The organism is Lishizhenia tianjinensis (assembly GCF_900116425.1).
Classification (GTDB): Bacteria; Bacteroidota; Bacteroidia; order Flavobacteriales_D; family Crocinitomicaceae; genus Lishizhenia; species Lishizhenia tianjinensis.
The window spans coordinates 506,406-524,740 of the sequence record NZ_FPAS01000002.1; the positions used below are offsets into that span (position 1 = coordinate 506,406).

The 18,335-nt window shown below is 37.4% G+C and carries 16 protein-coding genes; 9 read left to right on the top strand and 7 right to left on the bottom strand.

The genetic code is table 11. From position 1 onward, the window contains the following. The first annotated feature begins 63 nt into the window (after nt 1-63). From mutY to BM327_RS08880, 7 genes are all read left to right on the top strand, one after another. The gene (gene mutY / locus BM327_RS08850) at nt 64-1,086 is read left to right on the top strand and encodes an A/G-specific adenine glycosylase (RefSeq protein ID WP_090248497.1); all 1,023 of its coding nucleotides are present in this window, start codon (nt 64-66) and stop codon (nt 1,084-1,086) included. Nucleotides 1,087-1,164: 78 nt separating this feature from the next. After that, nucleotides 1,165-1,632 (top strand): single-stranded DNA-binding protein, encoded by a 468-nt coding sequence (locus BM327_RS08855; RefSeq protein WP_090248500.1) that lies wholly within the window; start codon nt 1,165-1,167, stop codon nt 1,630-1,632. A 5-nt stretch (nt 1,633-1,637) separates the two neighbouring features. Next, nucleotides 1,638-2,969: a gliding motility-associated protein GldE gene (gene gldE / locus BM327_RS08860; protein WP_090248503.1), complete on the top strand. Its 1,332-nt coding sequence runs from the start codon at nt 1,638-1,640 to the stop codon at nt 2,967-2,969. Then, nucleotides 2,950-3,519 (top strand): gliding motility lipoprotein GldD, encoded by a 570-nt coding sequence (gldD, locus tag BM327_RS08865; protein WP_090248505.1) that lies wholly within the window; start codon nt 2,950-2,952, stop codon nt 3,517-3,519. The genes gldE and gldD overlap by 20 nt, the downstream gene beginning before the upstream one ends. A 101-nt stretch (nt 3,520-3,620) precedes the next feature. Then, the gene (locus tag BM327_RS08870; protein WP_090248508.1) at nt 3,621-5,948 is read left to right on the top strand and encodes a M14 family metallopeptidase; all 2,328 of its coding nucleotides are present in this window, start codon (nt 3,621-3,623) and stop codon (nt 5,946-5,948) included. Between the two features lies 1 nt (nt 5,949). Continuing rightward, nucleotides 5,950-6,573, top strand: a complete 624-nt coding sequence (locus BM327_RS08875; RefSeq protein ID WP_090248511.1) for a hypothetical protein — start codon at nt 5,950-5,952, stop codon at nt 6,571-6,573. Between the two features lie 82 nt (nt 6,574-6,655). Continuing rightward, a complete protein-coding gene (locus tag BM327_RS08880; RefSeq protein ID WP_090248513.1) occupies nt 6,656-8,752 on the top strand; it encodes an alpha-ketoacid dehydrogenase subunit alpha/beta in 2,097 nt (698 codons plus the stop codon). 232 nt (nt 8,753-8,984) lie between these two features. Here BM327_RS08880 and BM327_RS08885 read toward each other — a convergent pair whose 3' ends face one another. Both BM327_RS08885 and BM327_RS08890 read right to left on the bottom strand, forming a co-directional pair. Then, the gene (locus BM327_RS08885) at nt 8,985-10,097 is read right to left on the bottom strand and encodes a hypothetical protein (RefSeq protein ID WP_090248515.1); all 1,113 of its coding nucleotides are present in this window, start codon (nt 10,095-10,097) and stop codon (nt 8,985-8,987) included. Then, nucleotides 10,087-10,545 (bottom strand): hypothetical protein, encoded by a 459-nt coding sequence (locus BM327_RS08890; protein WP_090248518.1) that lies wholly within the window; start codon nt 10,543-10,545, stop codon nt 10,087-10,089. Before BM327_RS08890 ends, BM327_RS08885 begins: the two co-directional genes overlap by 11 nt. Nucleotides 10,546-10,701: 156 nt before the next feature. Here BM327_RS08890 and BM327_RS08895 point away from each other — a divergent pair, with 156 nt between their 5' ends. After that, entirely contained in the window at nt 10,702-11,628 is a 927-nt protein-coding gene (locus BM327_RS08895) for a UDP-3-O-(3-hydroxymyristoyl)glucosamine N-acyltransferase (RefSeq protein WP_090248520.1), read from the top strand. After that, a complete protein-coding gene (locus BM327_RS08900; protein ID WP_090248523.1) occupies nt 11,625-12,860 on the top strand; it encodes a PP2C family protein-serine/threonine phosphatase in 1,236 nt (411 codons plus the stop codon). Before BM327_RS08895 ends, BM327_RS08900 begins: the two co-directional genes overlap by 4 nt. Here BM327_RS08900 and BM327_RS08905 read toward each other — a convergent pair. The 5 genes from BM327_RS08905 to BM327_RS08925 all read right to left on the bottom strand — a co-directional run bounded on the left by BM327_RS08905 (nt 12,857) and on the right by BM327_RS08925 (nt 18,092). Next, entirely contained in the window at nt 12,857-13,318 is a 462-nt protein-coding gene (locus BM327_RS08905) for a hypothetical protein (protein ID WP_090248526.1), read from the bottom strand. The two genes, BM327_RS08900 and BM327_RS08905, sit on opposite strands and share 4 nt — an antisense overlap. Nucleotide 13,319: 1 nt before the next feature. Further along, nucleotides 13,320-14,051 carry an LPS export ABC transporter ATP-binding protein gene (lptB, locus tag BM327_RS08910; RefSeq protein WP_090248531.1) on the bottom strand — a complete coding sequence of 244 codons (732 nt, stop codon included), beginning with the start codon at nt 14,049-14,051 and terminating at the stop codon, nt 13,320-13,322. A gap of 48 nt (nt 14,052-14,099) precedes the next feature. Continuing rightward, on the bottom strand, nt 14,100-16,556 hold the full coding sequence (locus tag BM327_RS08915) for a DUF5686 and carboxypeptidase-like regulatory domain-containing protein (protein WP_090248533.1): 2,457 nt from the start codon (nt 16,554-16,556) through the stop codon (nt 14,100-14,102). Nucleotides 16,557-16,644: 88 nt separating this feature from the next. Next, complete coding sequence (gene tatC / locus BM327_RS08920; RefSeq protein ID WP_090248536.1) at nt 16,645-17,433, bottom strand: twin-arginine translocase subunit TatC; 789 nt, start codon at nt 17,431-17,433, stop codon at nt 16,645-16,647. Nucleotides 17,434-17,450: 17 nt separating this feature from the next. Beyond that, a complete protein-coding gene (locus BM327_RS08925; protein WP_090248538.1) occupies nt 17,451-18,092 on the bottom strand; it encodes an MBL fold metallo-hydrolase in 642 nt (213 codons plus the stop codon). Between the last annotated feature and the right edge of the window lie 243 nt (nt 18,093-18,335).

Below are 18,335 nucleotides of genomic sequence, written 5' to 3' on the forward strand. Positions count from 1 at the left end.
AGTAATTAGCTTTAATGGTTTACCTTTGCTTTTTCTCAAAAAAAATTAAAAAAAAATTAATCTATGTCAGATTTCGGTCGTCAAATTATCGATTGGTACAAAGAAAATAAACGTGTATTACCTTGGCGTTCAACGCAAGAGCCTTACCGTATTTGGCTTTCAGAAATTATACTGCAACAAACCCGAGTAGCACAAGGTTTGAGTTACTATGAACGATTTGTTAAGGAATTTCCGCAGGTAGAAGATTTGGCGAATGCTTCCGAACAGGAAGTTTTGAAACTTTGGCAGGGCTTGGGCTATTATAGTAGAGCAAGAAATTTACATTTTGCCGCCAAACAAGTAGTGGAAGATTTTGGTGGAGTTTTTCCTCGCGACTATAAAAGCATCAAAAGTTTAAAGGGAGTAGGTGATTATACAGCTGCGGCCATTGCCTCCTTCGCCTTTCATTTACCCCATCCTGTTGTAGATGGAAATGTGTATAGGTTATTATCGCGCTATTTTAATGATGATACGCCTATAGATACTACTCAAGGTAAAAAGCAATTTCAAGCCTATGCGGATGAATTAATGCTAACAGATGAAATCGCTGATTTTAATCAGGCCATGATGGAAATGGGAGCCATCGTTTGTACACCAAAAAATCCAAGCTGTGAAACCTGTCCTTTACAAAATTCTTGTAGTGCTTTAAAAGAGGGTTCGCAATTGGAGCTTCCCATCAAGGCTAAAAAAGTAAAAGTACAGGATAGATTTTTACATTATATAGTAGTTGATGCTAATGGGTATTACCTCCAGCAAAGAGATGATAAAGGGATATGGCGAAATATGTTTGAGTTTCCTTTAATTGAGTCGCAAAAAGAAGAAGAGGATATAAGTGTTTTGGCAAAGAAGGAAGGTTTTGAGATTTTAGGTTCACCGCTTTATGAAACTAAACACATATTGAGTCACCAAAAACTACACGTTAAGTTTTGGAAGGCAAAGGCAGATGAAGCCGTTTTGGAAAAATATATACAGGTAGATCATTTAGAAGACCACGCCATACCTAGAGTGATAGATAGGTTTTTAGAAGAGATGATGGAGAAGGTCTAAAGTGTATAGAGATAGGGGCTGTTATATTTTTGCCTCCTGCTATTTACTTTATACTATCTTTGTTTTACATTTGTTATTATGGCTGGAAGCGTAAATAAAGTTATTTTGATAGGGAATCTAGGAAGAGATCCCGAAGTAAGAATGTTAGATAATAATGTGAAATTGTGTAGGTTCTCTATCGCAACTTCTGAATCTTATACAGATAGAAATACAGGAGAAAGAAGAGATAATACAGAGTGGCACAATGTAGTAGTTTGGAGAGGTTTGGCCGATGTTGCTGAAAAGTACTTGAAAAAAGGAAATAAGGTATACATAGAGGGTAAACTTAGAACTAGAAACTGGCAAGATGAAAATAACCAAACGCGTTACGCTACAGAGATAGTTGCTGATAATATGACCATGTTGACTTCTAGAGCAGAAGCACAATCTATGCAACAAAACGCTCCTTCACCTGCACCTTATAATAACGCAGGTACACCACAACAACCAACAGAAAGGTTGGCTAATGATTTAATTGACGATCAGGACGACGATTTACCATTCTAGAATCTATGGATATTGAACCCGCCAGTTGTTTTCTTGCGATATTAAACGTTGATATTGAGCTTGGGATAAGTTTTGTTATCCTTGCTGTTTTATTGCTTTTATCGGCCATGGTCTCAGGATCGGAAGTGGCCTTTTTCTCTTTAGGTCCAACCGAAAAAGAAGAACTGAAAACAGGCAAGAGTAAGTCCGCAGAAACTACAATTGCTTTAATTAATGATCCCAAAGAGTTGTTGGCAACCATATTGATTGCAAATAACTTTATTAATGTGGGTATCGTTATTTTGTCGAGCTACGTATTCGGACAAATTTACCCAGAAGATTATGGTATTCCTTGGGTGCGAACCTTAATAGAGGTTGCTGGTATTACCTTTATCATCTTATTAATAGGTGAAGTTATACCAAAGGTCTACGCCAATAGAAATCCTTTGAAACTTTCTTTATTCATGTCTAAACCTATCTATTCTATAGGTAGAATTCCTCCAATTTCTTGGATGAAGTTAGGTTTAGTGCGCGGTACAGATTTCATCAATAAGGCAGCAAAGAAAAGATCTTTGGATGTGTCTACTGATGATTTGGAAAACGCCTTGGAGTTAACCCGTGAGGAAAATGATACTGAGGATGATCACAGAATTTTAGAAGGAATAGTAAAATTTGGAAATACAGATGTTCGTCAAATCATGCGTTCGCGATTGGATGTAACGGCCATTGAAGAAAATGCGAGTTACAAAGAATTGATGGATGTGATTTTAGATGCTGGTTTTTCTAGAATACCTGTCTATAAAGAGAATTTCGATGACGTAATAGGAATCGTTTACATTAAGGATTTATTGCCGCATTTAAATGAGGCGGAAGATTTTAACTGGCAGTCTCTTTTAAGAACGCCTTTCTTTGTTCCGGAGAATAAAAAGATAGACGACCTTCTGAAAGAATTCCAAGATATGAAAATGCACATGGCTGTTGTAGTTGATGAATACGGCGGTGCTTCTGGAATTGTAACCTTGGAAGATGTTTTGGAGGAAATCGTAGGTGATATAACCGATGAGTTTGACGACGATGATTTAGTGTACACCAAAGTAGATGATAGCACCTATGTCTTTGAAGGAAAAACTCCTTTAGTAGATTTGTACAAAGTCTTGGATATAGATGGTAAGAACTTCGAAGAAGCCAAGGGTGAGTCTGATTCTATTGCAGGTTTCATTATAGAACAAGCCGGAAAGATTTTAAAGAATAACGAATACATCATTTTTAACCACTACAAATTTGTGGTAGAGTCTTCAGATAAGCGTAGGGTGAAAATGGTTAAAGTAATTGTATTGAATGATGTGGAAAGTAAGTAGTGTATTCATTGTTTTAAGTATACTTTTAATGGGGTGTGATGATGAAAATTACATACCCAAACCTTCTACTTATTTTAAATTGAATTTCCCGGAAAGGGTTTACGATAATTACCAAGATACTTGCGGGTTTAGTTTTACCATTCCTTCTTATTTTGAAGTGGTAGAAAAAAAGGATGAAAGAAACCCTTGTAACAGAGATATAAACTTCAAAGGCTTTAACGGAACCTTGTTTTTAAGCTACATTCCAATGGAAACGGAATTGTATCGCTATATCGACTATTCTCTTTCTAAGGTTGATGAGCACAAAATAAAAGCTTCTTTTATTGAAGATACTACCTTGCTTTATCCTGAGCACGGGGTCTACGGAACCTATTTTTTCTTAGGTGGAGATGTGGCTAAACCTATACAGTTTTATTTAACTGATTCTACAGATATTTTTATGAGTGGTTATGTAATGTTTAATGCTGTACCCGCTTATGATTCTATAAAACCTGTACTTGAATTCGTTGAGGAAGATATTTTAAAGATGTTGGAATCAACTAAATTTTAAATCTAAAACCACCCTTCTTAATTTTAGACGTATGTAGTATAAGAAATCAATAAGTTGATTTATCATTATAAATCCTTATTTTTAATTCTAAATACTACATTATGAGGTTGTTATTACTTGTCTGCTTATCATTTCTTTGTTTTTTTTCGATTGCTCAAGAATATTCGCGAGTAAAAATATGGTCTACTACAGATCAGTTACAAGAATTGAATGCGTTAGGCTTAGCACTGGATGATGTTCAGTACAAAAAGAACACCTTTATAATAGGAGATTTCTCAACCCAACAAATAAGCGCAGTTCAAAACGCAGGCTTTCAAGTAGATATTTTAATTGAGGATGTTGTAGAGTACTACGTTCAAAATAGTACTTCCCCTTTGGTGAAAAATACAGGATGTGCCCTTTCTGTTTTAGATACACTTACAAACCCAACGAATTTTCATAACGGAACCTATGCGGGGTACTATACCTACAATGAGTTTCTTACAGAGCTCGATGAAATGTATGCTGCTTATCCGAATTTAATTTCTCAAAAGGCAGCCATAGCCGCAAGTCCGGTAGATACCACCCTCGAGGGTAGACCGCTTTATCTAGTGAAGATCTCAGATAACCCTAATCTGGATGAAGCTGAACCTGAAGTTTTATATACTTCCATTCACCATGCCCGAGAACCGGGGTCTTTAATTCAGAATATTTACTTCATGTGGTATTTGTTAGAAAATTATGGTAGTGATCCTGCCGTTACTTATTTATTGGACAATACAGAATTGTATTTCATACCTATGATTAATCCTGATGGATATGTTTATAATGAAACAACCAATCCTTTTGGTGGAGGAATGCATAGAAAGAATAGGCGTAATGTAGGGACGTTTAACAAGGGAGTAGATTTAAATAGAAACTACTCTTATCAGTGGGGAACAACAGGAGTTGATTTGTCCAACCAAAACTCTGATGTTTATCCAGGTACAGGAGCTTTTTCGGAGAACGAAACACAAATCGTAAAATGGTTCATAGAAAACCATAACATATTGTTTGCTTCTAATGCACATACACATGGAGATTTGTTGTTGTATCCTGTAGGTGCAACCGTGGCGGAGTTAGCAGTAGATCACGATTACTTTCACAACTACACCCATCATATGGCTGAGTTTAATGGGTATCAGGCCATGAAGAGTTCTGGACTTTACCCGGCCTCAGGAGATTCTGATGATTATATGTACAAAGACCATGGTGTTTATGCCATTACACCTGAAATAGGAAATGGATTTTGGCCACCCGTAAGTGCAATTGAAGGGATGTGTAAGGAAATGTTGCATCCGAATTTGACTACAGGACTTTTAACCCACAAATATGGAACTATTGAAGATCAAACCCCACTGTTTATATCGGCAACAACGGGTGATTTTTCTTATGAATTTCAGCGTCTAGGGTTAGAAAATGGAGCAATAGACGTCACTATTCATCCTATACAAGGTATCCAAAGTGTGGGCAATGGGAATAGTCATGATATAGCATTCAACACCCCTGAACAAGGAACAATAAGTTATCAATTGGATGCCAATTTACAGCTTGGAGATCTAATTGTATATGAATATCATCTGGATTTTGGAGGCTACGTTAAGAAAATTAGAAAACAAAAGTTTTATGGCGTCCAGAATACTGTTTTTCAAGATAACATTTCCTCCATTCAAAATAGTAATTGGTTAGGTATCTGGGGGGCTACGCAAGAAGCGTTTGTTTCTGCTAATTATTCCATGACAGATTCACCAAACGATAATTACTCGGATAATGTTTTCAATGAGTTGGTCTTAAACGATACCATAGATTTAACAGATGTTGAGTTGGCGAGTGTAAGTTTCTTTGCGAAGTGGGACATAGAAAAGGCCTATGATTATGTTCAATTCCAAGTGAGTACAGATTTCGGTTTAACTTGGCTAGGACAATGTGGTTTGTATACAGTACCTGGAGCTGATAATGGATCGATTCAACCCATAGGTTTGCCCTTGTATGATGGAACTCAAAGTGAATGGGTTGAGGAATACATAGATCTTTCCGATTATTTCGGTCAGCAAATTATGTTGAGATTCATTTTAAGATCAGACAATTTTACAACAGGAGATGGGTTCTATTTCGATGATTTTAGAGTCAATGTAAATTATACCAATAGTGTAAACAATCCCGTGAAGGACTTTTTGCAGATTTATCCTAATCCTACAGCTGAAAACTTAACGGTAAAACTGGGTGCAACTCTAGAAGATGCTTCTTTTAACATCTATAGTTTAGAAGGTAAGTTGTTACAAGTTGTGGAAGTTAACCCGCAAGATTTACAACAAGAACTTAAGGTGGCAGATCTGGCTAAAGGAATGTACATCCTTAAGTTGGTTCAAAGTGAGAAAGAATTGATTCAAAGGAAATTTGTAAAACTTTAGTATGAAATCACTTGCGCTACTACTCACTTTTTCTTTGCTCGCTTTGGTCGGTAATACGCAAGGTGTGATGGAGCGCAAAGGATGTTTTGGTTTGGAGTCGAGCGTATATATCAATCAGAACAACAAGAAGAGTTTGTGTAGCAACATAGGTGTAAGCTTAACCCTTGATTTTAAAAAGCTGCGCGTGGGAGGTTTGATGAATTTTGTAATGGTTAAAAAACCTGATAAAGTTCTGAGAGGTGCCTTTGCTCCCGCTTTTGAATATACCTTGGGATATCGTTTGGTGCAATTCTCTGAAAATGATTTGCATTTCGGATTGCGAGGAGGTATACGCACAGGAGTGTTTAAATTTGAAGAGTACAACAATACTGGAGATATCTACACAGTTCCAGAACTTCAAAGTACCAGTTATTTGGGACCTGCTTTAAGTTTAACGCGTTATTATCACCCCAGCTTTATCCGAGGAGCTTATCTACAGTTTAACTTCGAGGTGAATTATATGTTCGCCCTCAATGCTTACAATTCAGACGATAGAGTCTTTGACTACAAAATCGATAAAAAACAAGCTTTATTGGGCAATGCTCTTCACCTTAAGCTTCAGATAGGTTGGGGAAAAGGCATCTAGTTAAATGAGATTCTATCTTTAAAAGGACCGCTTAGCTCGGCTGAAATTAGTATTTTAGCGACCTCAAAGAAGAATTATTCAAATGGCACAAACAAAGTCAACAAAAACTTCAAAGAAAAAGATAAAAACATCAAAAGAAAACATTGCAAAAGGGTTTGAATTGATGTGTACTGCTAAAACATTAGCAGAGAAATACGAAGCAAATAAAGAGGTTACATCTAAATACGTTCACGCTACATCTCGTGGTCATGAAGCTATACAATTAGCGATGGGTATGCAGCTAAAACCTCAAGACTGGGTAGCTCCATATTACAGAGACGACAGTATTCTTTTAGGAATTGGTATCACACCTTACGAATTAATGTTACACATTTTCGCTAAGAAAGATGAGCCATTTTCTGGAGGTAGAACTTATTACTCGCATCCATCTTTAAATAGAGATGATATGCCTAAAATTCCTCACCAATCTTCTGCAACAGGTATGCAAGCCATTCCTATGACAGGGGTTGCAATGGGGGTTCAATACAAAGAAAAGCAAGGCTTGGCAGAAGACTACAACGGAGAAAATCCTGTAGTAGTTTGTTCTTTAGGAGATGCTTCTTGTACAGAAGGTGAAGTTTCTGAAGCTTTCCAAATGGCGGCATTAAAGCAGTTCCCCATCATATACTTGGTACAAGATAACGAGTGGGATATTTCTGCAAATTCTAAAGAAACAAGAGCACAAGATATTACGCACTATGCCAAAGGTTTCAAAGGTATAGAGGTTAGAACAATTGATGGTACAGACTTCGAGGAGTGTTACCAAACAGTAGAAGAGGTAATTGCTATCATCCGTAAGGAAAGAAGACCATTTATCATTCACGCGAAGGTTCCATTATTAGGTCACCACACTTCTGGTGTACGTAAAGAATGGTACAGAGATGATTTAGAAGAAGCTGCAACGCGTGATCCATATCCAAAGATCAAAGAATTGGCAAGAGAAGCAGGTTTAAGCGAAGCAGATATTATCAATACTGAGGCTGATGTTAGAGCATTGGTAGATGAGGTGTACGAAAAAGCTGCCATGGCAGAAGATCCATCACCAGAATCCGTTACAGATCATTACTTTGCGCCAACGCCAATTACAGAAGAAAAAGGAGAAAGAGAACCGAAAGGGAAAAAGAAAACTATCATGGTAGATAGTGCTTTGTTTGCCGTTAGAGAATTAATGGAGAAACACCCTGAGAGTTTATTATACGGACAAGATGTTGGGGGACGTTTAGGTGGTGTGTTTAGAGAAGCAGCTACTTTGGCCCAAACTTTTGGAGACGATAGAGTATTCAATACACCTATCCAAGAGGCTTTCATTATTGGTTCAACAGTAGGTATGTCGGCTGTAGGTTTAAAGCCTATCGTTGAGGTACAGTTTGCCGATTACATTTGGCCAGGTTTAAACCAGTTGTTTACAGAGCTTTCTAGATCTTGCTACTTAAGTGGTGGAAAATGGCCTGTAAGCTCTATCATTAGAGTACCTATTGGTGCTTACGGTTCTGGTGGACCTTACCACTCTTCAAGTGTGGAGTCTGTATTAACAAACATCCGTGGTATTAAAATCGCTTACCCTTCTACAGGAGCCGATTTAAAAGGATTGATGAAAGCTGCTTTCTACGATCCAAATCCAGTGGTATTGTTAGAGCACAAAGGATTGTACTGGTCTAAGATTCCTGGAACAGAAGGTGCAATGTCTATAGAGCCAGATGAAGATTACGTAATTCCTTTCGGAAAAGCGCGTATCGTTACGGAAGCTACAGAAGAAGCTATTGCCAATGGAGAATCTTGTGCGGTAGTTACTTACGGTAGAGGTGTTTACTGGACTTTAGAAGCTGCGAAGCAATACGAAGGTAGAGTAGAGATTATCGACTTGAGAACCTTGAGTCCGTTAGATATGGATACAATTTACGCTGCAGCAAAACGTCACAACAAGATGATGTTGGTTACAGAAGAATCTGTAGAAGCGAGTTTCACCTTAGGTTTAGCAGGAAGAATCCAAAGAGAGTGTTTCGAACACTTGGATGCACCGGTTGGACTTTGTGGATCTATCGATACACCAGCGATTCCATTGAACTCAACTTTAGAAGCGACTTTATTACCAAACGCTGAAAAAGTAGGGGTAGAATTAACAAAATTGTTGAAGTACTAAACTTTAGCTAGAACATAAATTTGAAAAGGCTGTCTCGCAAGGGATGGCCTTTTTTGATTCAAAGATTTAAGAATTCAAAGATTCAAAGATTTGAAAAATTTGAGGACTGAGGTTCGACGCAGGGGAAGTCTCGAAGGCCGACAGATTGATTCTGAGTTTGATTTTTATTTCTCGGCACTTTTACTTTTGACTTGTCACTTTTCTCTTATCACTTATTTTTTTAACCATCAAACTACTTAACTCCCAGACTCTCCTCAGTAAACCAATGAAAATCATCCTGCAAATAAGGAGACGAACTAAAATCAATTTTTTCAAGTTTTAGTGTATCATCCTCTTTTATCCAAAAACTATTTTGATCTCTTTTAAGAATCTTGTGATATGTTTCTTCTGTTCTAAAATTTATATACGAGGCATCTATGCTTAATATATGAAAAGACCTGCTGGTGAAATCACCATCTTTTTCTTCAATTAAAAATGCATCTGAATGGAGGTGAATGAAGTGATTTTTATCTCCTTTTATAACATAGCTTTTCGCCCATGATTTTGGGGTGTTATCATTTACAAAGTGTTGAACCGCACCTTCTGATATCACAAAAATCATAAAAAAGGAAACCAACCATTTGTTGAGTTGATGGGGTGCTTCTTCTTTGTAGATGAAGACAATTTCTGCGGTGGGGAGCAATACTTTTTTAAGGTGATTGAAATAAGGACTCAGAGCATAAATACTTTGAGCGAGCAAATAGAGTGAGAGTAATTTTACATTAATGTCGAAACTGAAGTTGAGTAAGACCACAAAACTCATGGAAAGTAGAGATAGTAGGATGCCCAGTTTGCGTAGATCTTTATTCAATAAAAATAATCCACCGAGTAGTTCAATTGCACCTGTAACGTGATTGAATAAAGCAGAACTTTGAAGGGTAGACCACAATAATAGATCTTTGGAAAAGTCTTTCAATTCTTTGTGCAGCAAGTTGCCTTCTACAATGTCAAATTGTCCTCCTATGATTTTGTCTAAGCCATATTTAATCATGAAAAAGGAGAGCACAAGTAGGTTTGCTTTGTAGAGAAAGCCAATGATTTTCTCTTTGTGTAGCTTTGATTTTAGGAGAAGTAAACCTATGATAATGCTGAATACAAAAACTAAACTTAGAGATAGGTATTGCAACTTTCCATCCGATAGAAATTGTGGGTTGTATGCTATGTTGAAGCTGTTTGCTAGGAATTGAAGCAAGGGAGCAATTACGGGATAAAACAACCCTTCCCGTAAATTGAAAGTCCAATAAGGGAAGGGAAGAACTATAAAATTGAGGAATAAAAAAAGTCCTACGAATAGTTTAAGCTTCATGCTTTTTAATTTGGATAAAAGGAAGGAAGGCGAGCAAGAATAGGCTGTAGTACCATGGAATTCCACTTTTCTTTGTTTTCATGGATTTCGATTTTCTTTCTTTCTCGTAGGTGTCGAAGTTAATCATGACATGTCCGCCAAACATACGCTGATTAATTTCATCTGTTGTTGCTTCATAATTTTTTACAAACTCCAAGTTGCACAGGGTGTCTACATCTGCTTGGTTTATGTTAAACCTTTTGTGCGCAAGAATGCAACCTTCGCCCCAATACTCTAGTGTGTCGTAACTACTAATGGGCTTGTAATCCACGGGTATGCCAAAGTTGTGGTCTTGAGAGGAGCGAATGTCGCGTTGGGTTAAATGATGTTTTTCTAGGTTAATTCGTGCGGTTTGTCCCACCGAAAAGAAGGAGAGCAAACTGCTAATGATAATAATTTTTGTTTTCATGTTTTTGAGTTTGCAAACTGTACAACAGGCTTTCAAAAAGGTTCAATTGTAGATATTAACAAATAGCAGCGTAAAACCTTTTTGTATTGTTGATAAATGGCCTTTAATAGGACTTAACTTTATACTTGAAATTCCATTTTGGAGCAAACTCGGGTTATGAAATTAGAACGCCAATACAGCCTACAAGAAATCGCAGCAATACTAGATTGTAAATTCATAGGAGATCCTAATCACGTGGTGGAGGGACTGAACGAAATTCACAGGGTTGTGGAGGGAGATATCGTTTTTGTGGATCACCCGAAGTATTATAAAAAAGCTCTAAACAGTGCGGCAACCACTATTTTGATAGATCAGGAAGTTGATTTCCCAGAAGGAAAAGCATTGTTAGTGTCTGATGCTCCTTTTGATGATTTTAACCGTTTGACCAAACATTTTAGACCCTTTCAAGCTCAAACAGGAGAAATTTCTTCAGGAAGTGATATCCATGAGAGTGTGGTTCTTTATCCCAATGTTTTTGTGGGTAAAAATGTGCAAATAGGCGAAGGTTCTATTATTTATCCTGGGGCGGTAATTATGGACAATACGCGCATAGATAAGCATGTAATTGTAGGTCCGAATTCTGTGGTTGGACATTCTGCTTTTTATTACAAGAAGAAAGGTGTAGAATACGATAGAATGCACACGTGTGGTGGGGTTTGGTTACAAGATAATGTGGAGTTGGGAGCTATGTGTACTATAGATGCCGGAGTAACTTCTTTAACCATCATTGGAGAAGGTTCTAAGCTTGATAATCAAGTGCACATTGGTCATGACACAGAAATAGGTAAACACTGTTTATTCGCTGCTAATGTTGGAATTGCAGGATGTGTGAACATAGAAGATAGGGTTACCATTTGGGGACAAGTGGGTTGTACCAGTGATGTTACGGTAGGTGAAGGAGCGATTATCATGGCCCAATCTGGTATTTCTAAAAGTTTAGAAGGTGGTAAGTCTTACTTTGGTTCTCCTTGTCAAGAATTGAGGGTGGCCTACAGAGAAATGGCTGCGGTTAGACGTTTGCCTGAAATCATAGAAAATTTATGATAGAAGATGCCATATTCCATCGTTTAGAGGATGAGCTTTTATTGAAAGATATTAAGCTCAACTCCCTGTTGGAAATAACCAAGAGTATCAACGATAATATGTCGGTTGAAAACTTGGTGAGCATCTACACCTTTATCCTCAAAGAACAACTCGGCTTTCAACGCTTTGTGATGTTTCATAAGGATGAACATTGGAAGTGTTTAATAAAGGAAGGATACAAAGGAAGAGTAAAGGATGTGAACGTAGAAGAAGATCTTTTGCGCTTCAAAGAAATCACGGTTATAGAATCCAGCCACATAAGGGTATTGAATGATTTTGATTTCATTGTGCCCATTATACAGGGAGAGCATGCTTTGGCTTTTCTGCTCATAGCCGGTTTCGAAGACCATACCTTAAAACCGAGTTCTACACTTGCGAACTTGTCTTTTATTCAAACCTTGACCAATATCATTGCCGTAGCCATAGAAAACAAGCGTTTGGCCAAGGAAGAGTTAAAGCAAGAACGCATACGTAAAGATTTGGAAGTAGCCAGAGAGATGCAGCGTTTGTTGTTTCCTTCTCACTTGCCTTCTGATAAGCGCATAGACTTGGCAGCGACCTATAAATCACGCCATGAAGTAGGAGGAGATTACTACGATTTTATACGTATTTCCGATGATGAATTCATAGTATGTATAGGCGATGTATCTGGAAAAGGAATAGGTGCAGCCATGCTTATGGCAAGTTTCCAAGCTACCTTAAGAACACTTATTTCACTGGGTAAATTAGATTTGAAATACCTCATACATGCCTTAAATGAAAAGGTGATGCAGGGAGCTAAGGGAGAGAAGTTTATTACTTTCTTCATTGGTCGTTATAACTCCAAGACACGCAAGTTTACCTATATCAACGCTGGGCATAATCATCCTTTTATCACTAATGGGAAGGTGTCGCGATCTTTAGATAAGGGTTGTATAGGACTGGGAATGCTTGAGGAAATTCCTTTCTTAGAACAAGATGAGGTGGAAATTACAAGCAATTCAACACTGGTGTTATATACAGATGGGGTAGTAGAACTTGAGAATGAAGAGGGAGAGTTTTTTGAAATGGAAAGGTTGAAAAAACTCATTCGTAATTACTATCCTTTGAACATGGAAGATTTGAATAATCTTTTGTTTTCTAAATTGGATGAGTGGAGAGGCAAGAAGGATTATGTAGATGATACAGCCATCTTTAGCTGTAGAATTTTTTAAAAGAGAAATACCTCTATTTCGTACGAGTTATCTACAGCGGGTATCAAAGCCCAGTTCATTGTATTAACGTAGAAATCACAGCCTTCTTCACATTCATTAATGGTGATGGAATAGTTCACAAATTTTCCTACATCATCGCGCTGTACATCTCTTAAAAAAGTGGTAGAACACAAGGTACTGGTGCGTGTCCCAATCAAAGAATACTGATCAAAATTGATGGCTTCAAAGGTATCACCTCCGTCAAAACTAACTGTACAAGTACCGTATTCCTCATTCATGTCTTGGGTTCTGATAATTATTCCTTCTCCATCGTCTAAATGCGATTTTAGATAGGTAGAATTGATGAGCACATCCTGTACAATGAGTCCAGTATTTTCGTTTGCCGGTAAATCGCAAGTTTTAGAACATGCCGTTAGAAGCAAGAGCAGTAGTGGTATGAAGCGAAGTAGTGATTTCATTTTAAACCTTTTTTCTTAATTCAAAGTTTTGACCAAGATACACTTTTCTAACCTTTTCATCTTCAGCTAATTCTTCAGCTGTTCCAGATTTTAATATTTGTCCTTCGAAAAGTAAGTAGGCTCTATCTGTAATGGAAAGCGTTTCCTGTACGTTGTGATCGGTAATCAAAATACCAATATTTCTATTTTTTAAGTCGGCAACTATGCTTTGTATATCTTCTACAGCTATGGGGTCAACACCTGCAAAAGGTTCATCCAATAAAACGAACTTAGGGTCTGTAGCCAAAGCTCTAGCAATTTCAGTTCTTCGTTTTTCACCTCCTGATAAGCGAGAGCCTAGGTTTTTTCTAACGTGACCTAAACTGAATTCAGAAATTAATTGTTCTAGTTTTTCATGGCGCTCAGCTTTGTTCAAATCCGTCATTTCTAAAATAGCCATGATGTTGTCTTCCACACTCAATTTTCTAAAAACAGAAACTTCTTGTGGCAAGTATCCTATACCTAGTTGAGATCTCTTGTACATGGGCATTTTGGTGATTTCTTCAGTGTCTAAGTATACCTTACCTTCATCGGGTTTCACCAATCCTACAATCATGTAAAATGAAGTTGTTTTTCCCGCACCGTTAGGGCCCAATAAACCAACAATTTCTCCTTGGTTTACTTCTATACTTACCCCTTTCACTACCTTTCTTCCTTTGTAGCTTTTTTTGATCTCCTCAGTTCTTAACTTCATCAGCTATTTGTTGCGTATTGCTCTTCCTCACAAATTTAATTTTCTCGTTTAAAAACTGAAAACAAATTTTGCTCTTATCGTAAAGGGCGACCTTCCATCTGTAAGGTGGGTTAATCTCCATATGGCATCAATTCTACCAAACTTAAGTATGTTTTCTATACCTATTCCCGTTTCTACGTAAGGAATGTTGCCAAACATCTTTGTATTTGGAGGTAGGATCATTTCTTTAATGTGCCTATCACTAATGCTTCCGTAAACACCTCTGGCACTGGTAACCAATCGCCATTTAAAGGTGTTGATTAATGGAACTCTATCCAAGATAAATCCATCCCAATGGTGCTCTAAATGCATGCCCACATACTTATCGGAGATAAACTCGAAGAAATCCATTTTATTGTAAGCTTCTGTCTGCAACCATAAAGATTGACTCCCTTCGTGTACTTTTAAGAAAGGATAAGCCGCATTTCCTTCAATAATACCTGCGTAAATGTTGTAATTCAATTTACCAAGCAATCCTATTTTAGGGGTATGAAGTATTTGTCCTTCGAATTTTTGATAGTTGTAATCAGCGCCTAAAATTCCTTTTACCCCAACCACAGTTTGAAAAGAGAATATGGGCCATTTAGATCCCATAGAAGTTCTGTCAAAAGAACCCGAAAGGAACTCTTCGTTTTTACCATACCTTACTTTTACGGTAAATTCAGTGGTTTGAAGTCTATTAATGGTTTCTATTCCAGAAGGTGTATTTCTTTGGTAAATGGCATTCCCAAGTGGAGTAAATTCCTTCCATTCTGTACCAAAGGTTAAAATAAGATCTTTCTTAACGTCTTTCTCTAACTTAAGTCCAGCGCGTTCCACAAAGGTAAGCTTGTCCAAAGGTGCTGTACGCAACAAGGCACCGAAGGTAGCACCAACATCTGCGGCACTGGGTGCTAAACCAATTTGTTCTATGTCGTAATTGTAATACAGCGAGAGTATCCCACGTTTTTTAGGGGTGATGTTATACCTTACTTTTCCACCGTATTTGAAGCGCTCGTCTCTAAATCCATAGGCTAAATTTCCACTAAACTCTATACGTTTACTAAAGTCGTTTGATGTTCTTAATTGTAGTTGGTTTCTGATGCCTTCTACAGGGTTGTAACCGATTAAACTTTGGTAATTCCCTAGCTCAATTTTCCCCCAAGGATAATAACCTGTGGTTAACATGTAGGTGGTGTTTTTTACGGCATTAAAGAAACGGGTGTTGTTGAGAGAATCTACCATTTCTTGAATACCTTCTTCAGTTGCACTTAACGGCTCATGCCTGTTCTCTTGCCAGAATTCTTCTGATTTCTGGGTAGCGTCTTCGGCTACTTCAACATTATCGTTGGATTTGTAAAAATCAAGTTCGTGTGGTTGATTGATGACAAACTTCTTACGCGTAGTTAGTTTCCTTCCATAAAATCCTACCACTTGAGATTTTTTCGCGACGTTAAAATCTATCACCAATTTATCTCGGGTAAGCATCCAAACTTCTTTTTCTACTTGGTCAAATTCCTGCTCTATGTAGAAGTCTTTTATGAAGTTAATGTTGGCCTTTTCAGCAACAGTCGCTTTCCATGATTTTACAGCGTAAGTAGTATCATGCACCCACATTTCTCCCACAAAGCTTAAATCTCCTCTGGTTTTAGGCCTGAAACTCATCTTGTAGCACCAGTTACCCTCTATGGTAGCACTGTCTTCTAAAACGAAATAGTAAAAGCTGCGGGCAAAACCGGCTATGGGACTAATGAAAGATTTATCAAAAATGGTGATGTAATTGTCATACACATTTATGTCTTGGTACATTTCACCGGTAAACTGACTCAATTCTAAATTGTCAACCCCCGTAACTCTCGAGGCGATCATGACCTCCTTTTTACGGTTGGGATTGGTGCGGTAATAAAAGTTAGAGAAGGATTCTGACATGATCATGGGCAGTATCATTCCCGTGGTATCACTGTCTAGGTAATCTGCTAAAACATCGAGTTTTTGGACTACTTTTCTTTGCTCAAACTCTTCGCTTAAGTTGTTTAAATCGAGTTGAATTTTATTGTAAGATTCAAACTCATAAGCCTCTAATTTCTCTTTGTTGTTGATCTTTTTGTTGCGAACAATTTTTTTGTGAAGTAAAGTAGAGGGTGATTCATCTGGAGGCAGAATGTTGACTTCCTCCATCTCTAAAATTAGAGGAGATAAAGCGATTTCGAAAACCTGCTCGTCCTTGATGTCTGTATCTATATAGAGTGAATAGGTTTGATAACCCGATGCTCGTATGATTAAAGAATCGGATACATAGTAACTCTCGATGGAAAAGTTTCCATCAAAATCAGTAGTTGTACCTGTTTTGGTATCCTGGAAAAATACTTTTGCCAGTGGAATAGCCTCTTTCGTGTCACCATCGAAAACCCTTCCTTTAACTTTGGTGGTTTGCGAAAAAGTGAAGAGGGCTATACAACAATTAATGAGGATAATTAGCGCTTTCATTTATAGGTCTAAAGTTAATGCTTTCAACCAAAAATTGAATAAGGCGCCTGTTAATAATTCACCAAAAGTTGTACTGCTTTATTATTCTTTAGGATTGCTTGATTAATTGTTCTTTCTCTACTCTTTTAGAGAGGATAATACCTATCTCATAAAGAATTAGGATGGGAATAGAAACAATAATTTGAGATATGAAATCTGGAGGAGTGATGATGGCACTCAAAACCAAAACTCCAACAATAGCATGCTTTCTGTATTTTTTCAAGAAGGCAGGAGTAACAATTCCTATCTTCGAAAGTAAGAAGATAACTACGGGTAATAAGAATAAAAGTCCTGTATAGAATACCGTAGAAGTAATTAAACTCACATAAGAATCTATTCCTGGGTTGGTTTCTATGTCTGGACTTATTCTGAATTCTCCAAAGAATTGCACACACATAGGAGCTACTACGAAGTAACCAAATAACACTCCGAAGAAGAACAAAAGGCTCACGTAAAAAACAATTCCAGAGAATGTTTTTCTTTCATTTTGACGTAAACCGGGTTTAACAAAGCTCCACAGTTGGTAGAATACATAAGGGAAAGCAATGATGAATCCTCCTAAAAAGGAAATCAATAAAGCATAGCTAAATTGTGAGGTCATTTTCAAACCTTGTGCTTTAACGGGAGTTACCTCTACACAAAGATTTACGTATTCACACATCACTCTATAACTAATGAAGTTTTCAGAGTTCATAGATAAAAAGATGTTATCCATGATCCATTCTAGGCAAACAAATAAGCCAATGGCCAACACCACAATAGCAATTACTGAACGTACCAAGCGCCAACGTAATTCCTCGAGGTGTTCTAAAAACGACATTTCATTTCCTTCTTCCATAGTGCAAAAGTAAGAACTTAATAATTTAAAATAGGGTTGTTTTGTTTTTCAATTTCTATCTTGGTTTCACCTCCATGACCCGTACAAACTATGGTGTCTCCCGGTAAATTGAACATCACCTCTGTAATACTCTTTTTTAAGGTTGCCATATCTCCACCCGGTAAGTCTGTTCTTCCAAAACTTCCTTGGAATAAAACATCACCGTTGAATACAATTTTGTTGGCTGCATTGTAGAAAACTACATGGCCAGGTGCGTGTCCGGGCGTGAACAATACTTCAAAGTCTAATTCACCAAAACTAAGGGTAGTATTTTCTTCAATTTCCATATCAGGAAGGGGAGAAGGTGTAAAAGCATCTAAGCCGTATACAGCGGCACTTCTTTCCGACATTTGTAAAGTAGGAAGATCTTTTGGGTGCAAATAAAGTGGAATGTTGTAGGTGTTTTTCACAAAGCTATTTCCCGCAACATGATCTAAATGCGCATGCGTATTTAAAATAGCAAGCAGTTCTATACCTTCTTCAGCGATGAAGTTTTTAAAGAGTTCTTCCTCTTCTTTGAAGTACATTCCCGGGTCTATCACAACTCCTTTATTGTTGTTGTCATACACCACAAAGGTGTTTTCTTGAAAAGGGTTAAAGGTGAACTTTTGAACTTTCATAAACGCTGTTTTAAAAATAACTCTGACCGATCATAGCTGTTGAAATTTATCAAACTCGGTCTCCTTTTTTTAATTCGGGCAAAGTTAATACACTTCAACAAATAGATATTCTTAAATTCGTATTGCTTCGTATGAATTGACGGGAAATAACAAAATATATCCTGTACTACAATTTTAAATGGAGTCGCTAAGGAAGTTTTCAAGTTCATGAGAATTGAATTTTCCGCATTTAACATGTATAGC

Coding starts and splice junctions, on each gene's coding strand:
- mutY (WP_090248497.1), top strand. CDS start 64: ATGTCAGATTTCGGTCGTCAAATTATCGATTGGTACAAAGAAAATAAA.
- BM327_RS08855 (WP_090248500.1), top strand. CDS start 1,165: ATGGCTGGAAGCGTAAATAAAGTTATTTTGATAGGGAATCTAGGAAGA.
- gldE (WP_090248503.1), top strand. CDS start 1,638: ATGGATATTGAACCCGCCAGTTGTTTTCTTGCGATATTAAACGTTGAT.
- gldD (WP_090248505.1), top strand. CDS start 2,950: ATGATGTGGAAAGTAAGTAGTGTATTCATTGTTTTAAGTATACTTTTA.
- BM327_RS08870 (WP_090248508.1), top strand. CDS start 3,621: ATGAGGTTGTTATTACTTGTCTGCTTATCATTTCTTTGTTTTTTTTCG.
- BM327_RS08875 (WP_090248511.1), top strand. CDS start 5,950: ATGAAATCACTTGCGCTACTACTCACTTTTTCTTTGCTCGCTTTGGTC.
- BM327_RS08880 (WP_090248513.1), top strand. CDS start 6,656: ATGGCACAAACAAAGTCAACAAAAACTTCAAAGAAAAAGATAAAAACA.
- BM327_RS08885 (WP_090248515.1), bottom strand. CDS start 10,097: ATGAAGCTTAAACTATTCGTAGGACTTTTTTTATTCCTCAATTTTATA.
- BM327_RS08890 (WP_090248518.1), bottom strand. CDS start 10,545: ATGAAAACAAAAATTATTATCATTAGCAGTTTGCTCTCCTTCTTTTCG.
- BM327_RS08895 (WP_090248520.1), top strand. CDS start 10,702: ATGAAATTAGAACGCCAATACAGCCTACAAGAAATCGCAGCAATACTA.
- BM327_RS08900 (WP_090248523.1), top strand. CDS start 11,625: ATGATAGAAGATGCCATATTCCATCGTTTAGAGGATGAGCTTTTATTG.
- BM327_RS08905 (WP_090248526.1), bottom strand. CDS start 13,318: ATGAAATCACTACTTCGCTTCATACCACTACTGCTCTTGCTTCTAACG.
- lptB (WP_090248531.1), bottom strand. CDS start 14,051: ATGAAGTTAAGAACTGAGGAGATCAAAAAAAGCTACAAAGGAAGAAAG.
- BM327_RS08915 (WP_090248533.1), bottom strand. CDS start 16,556: ATGAAAGCGCTAATTATCCTCATTAATTGTTGTATAGCCCTCTTCACT.
- tatC (WP_090248536.1), bottom strand. CDS start 17,433: ATGGAAGAAGGAAATGAAATGTCGTTTTTAGAACACCTCGAGGAATTA.
- BM327_RS08925 (WP_090248538.1), bottom strand. CDS start 18,092: ATGAAAGTTCAAAAGTTCACCTTTAACCCTTTTCAAGAAAACACCTTT.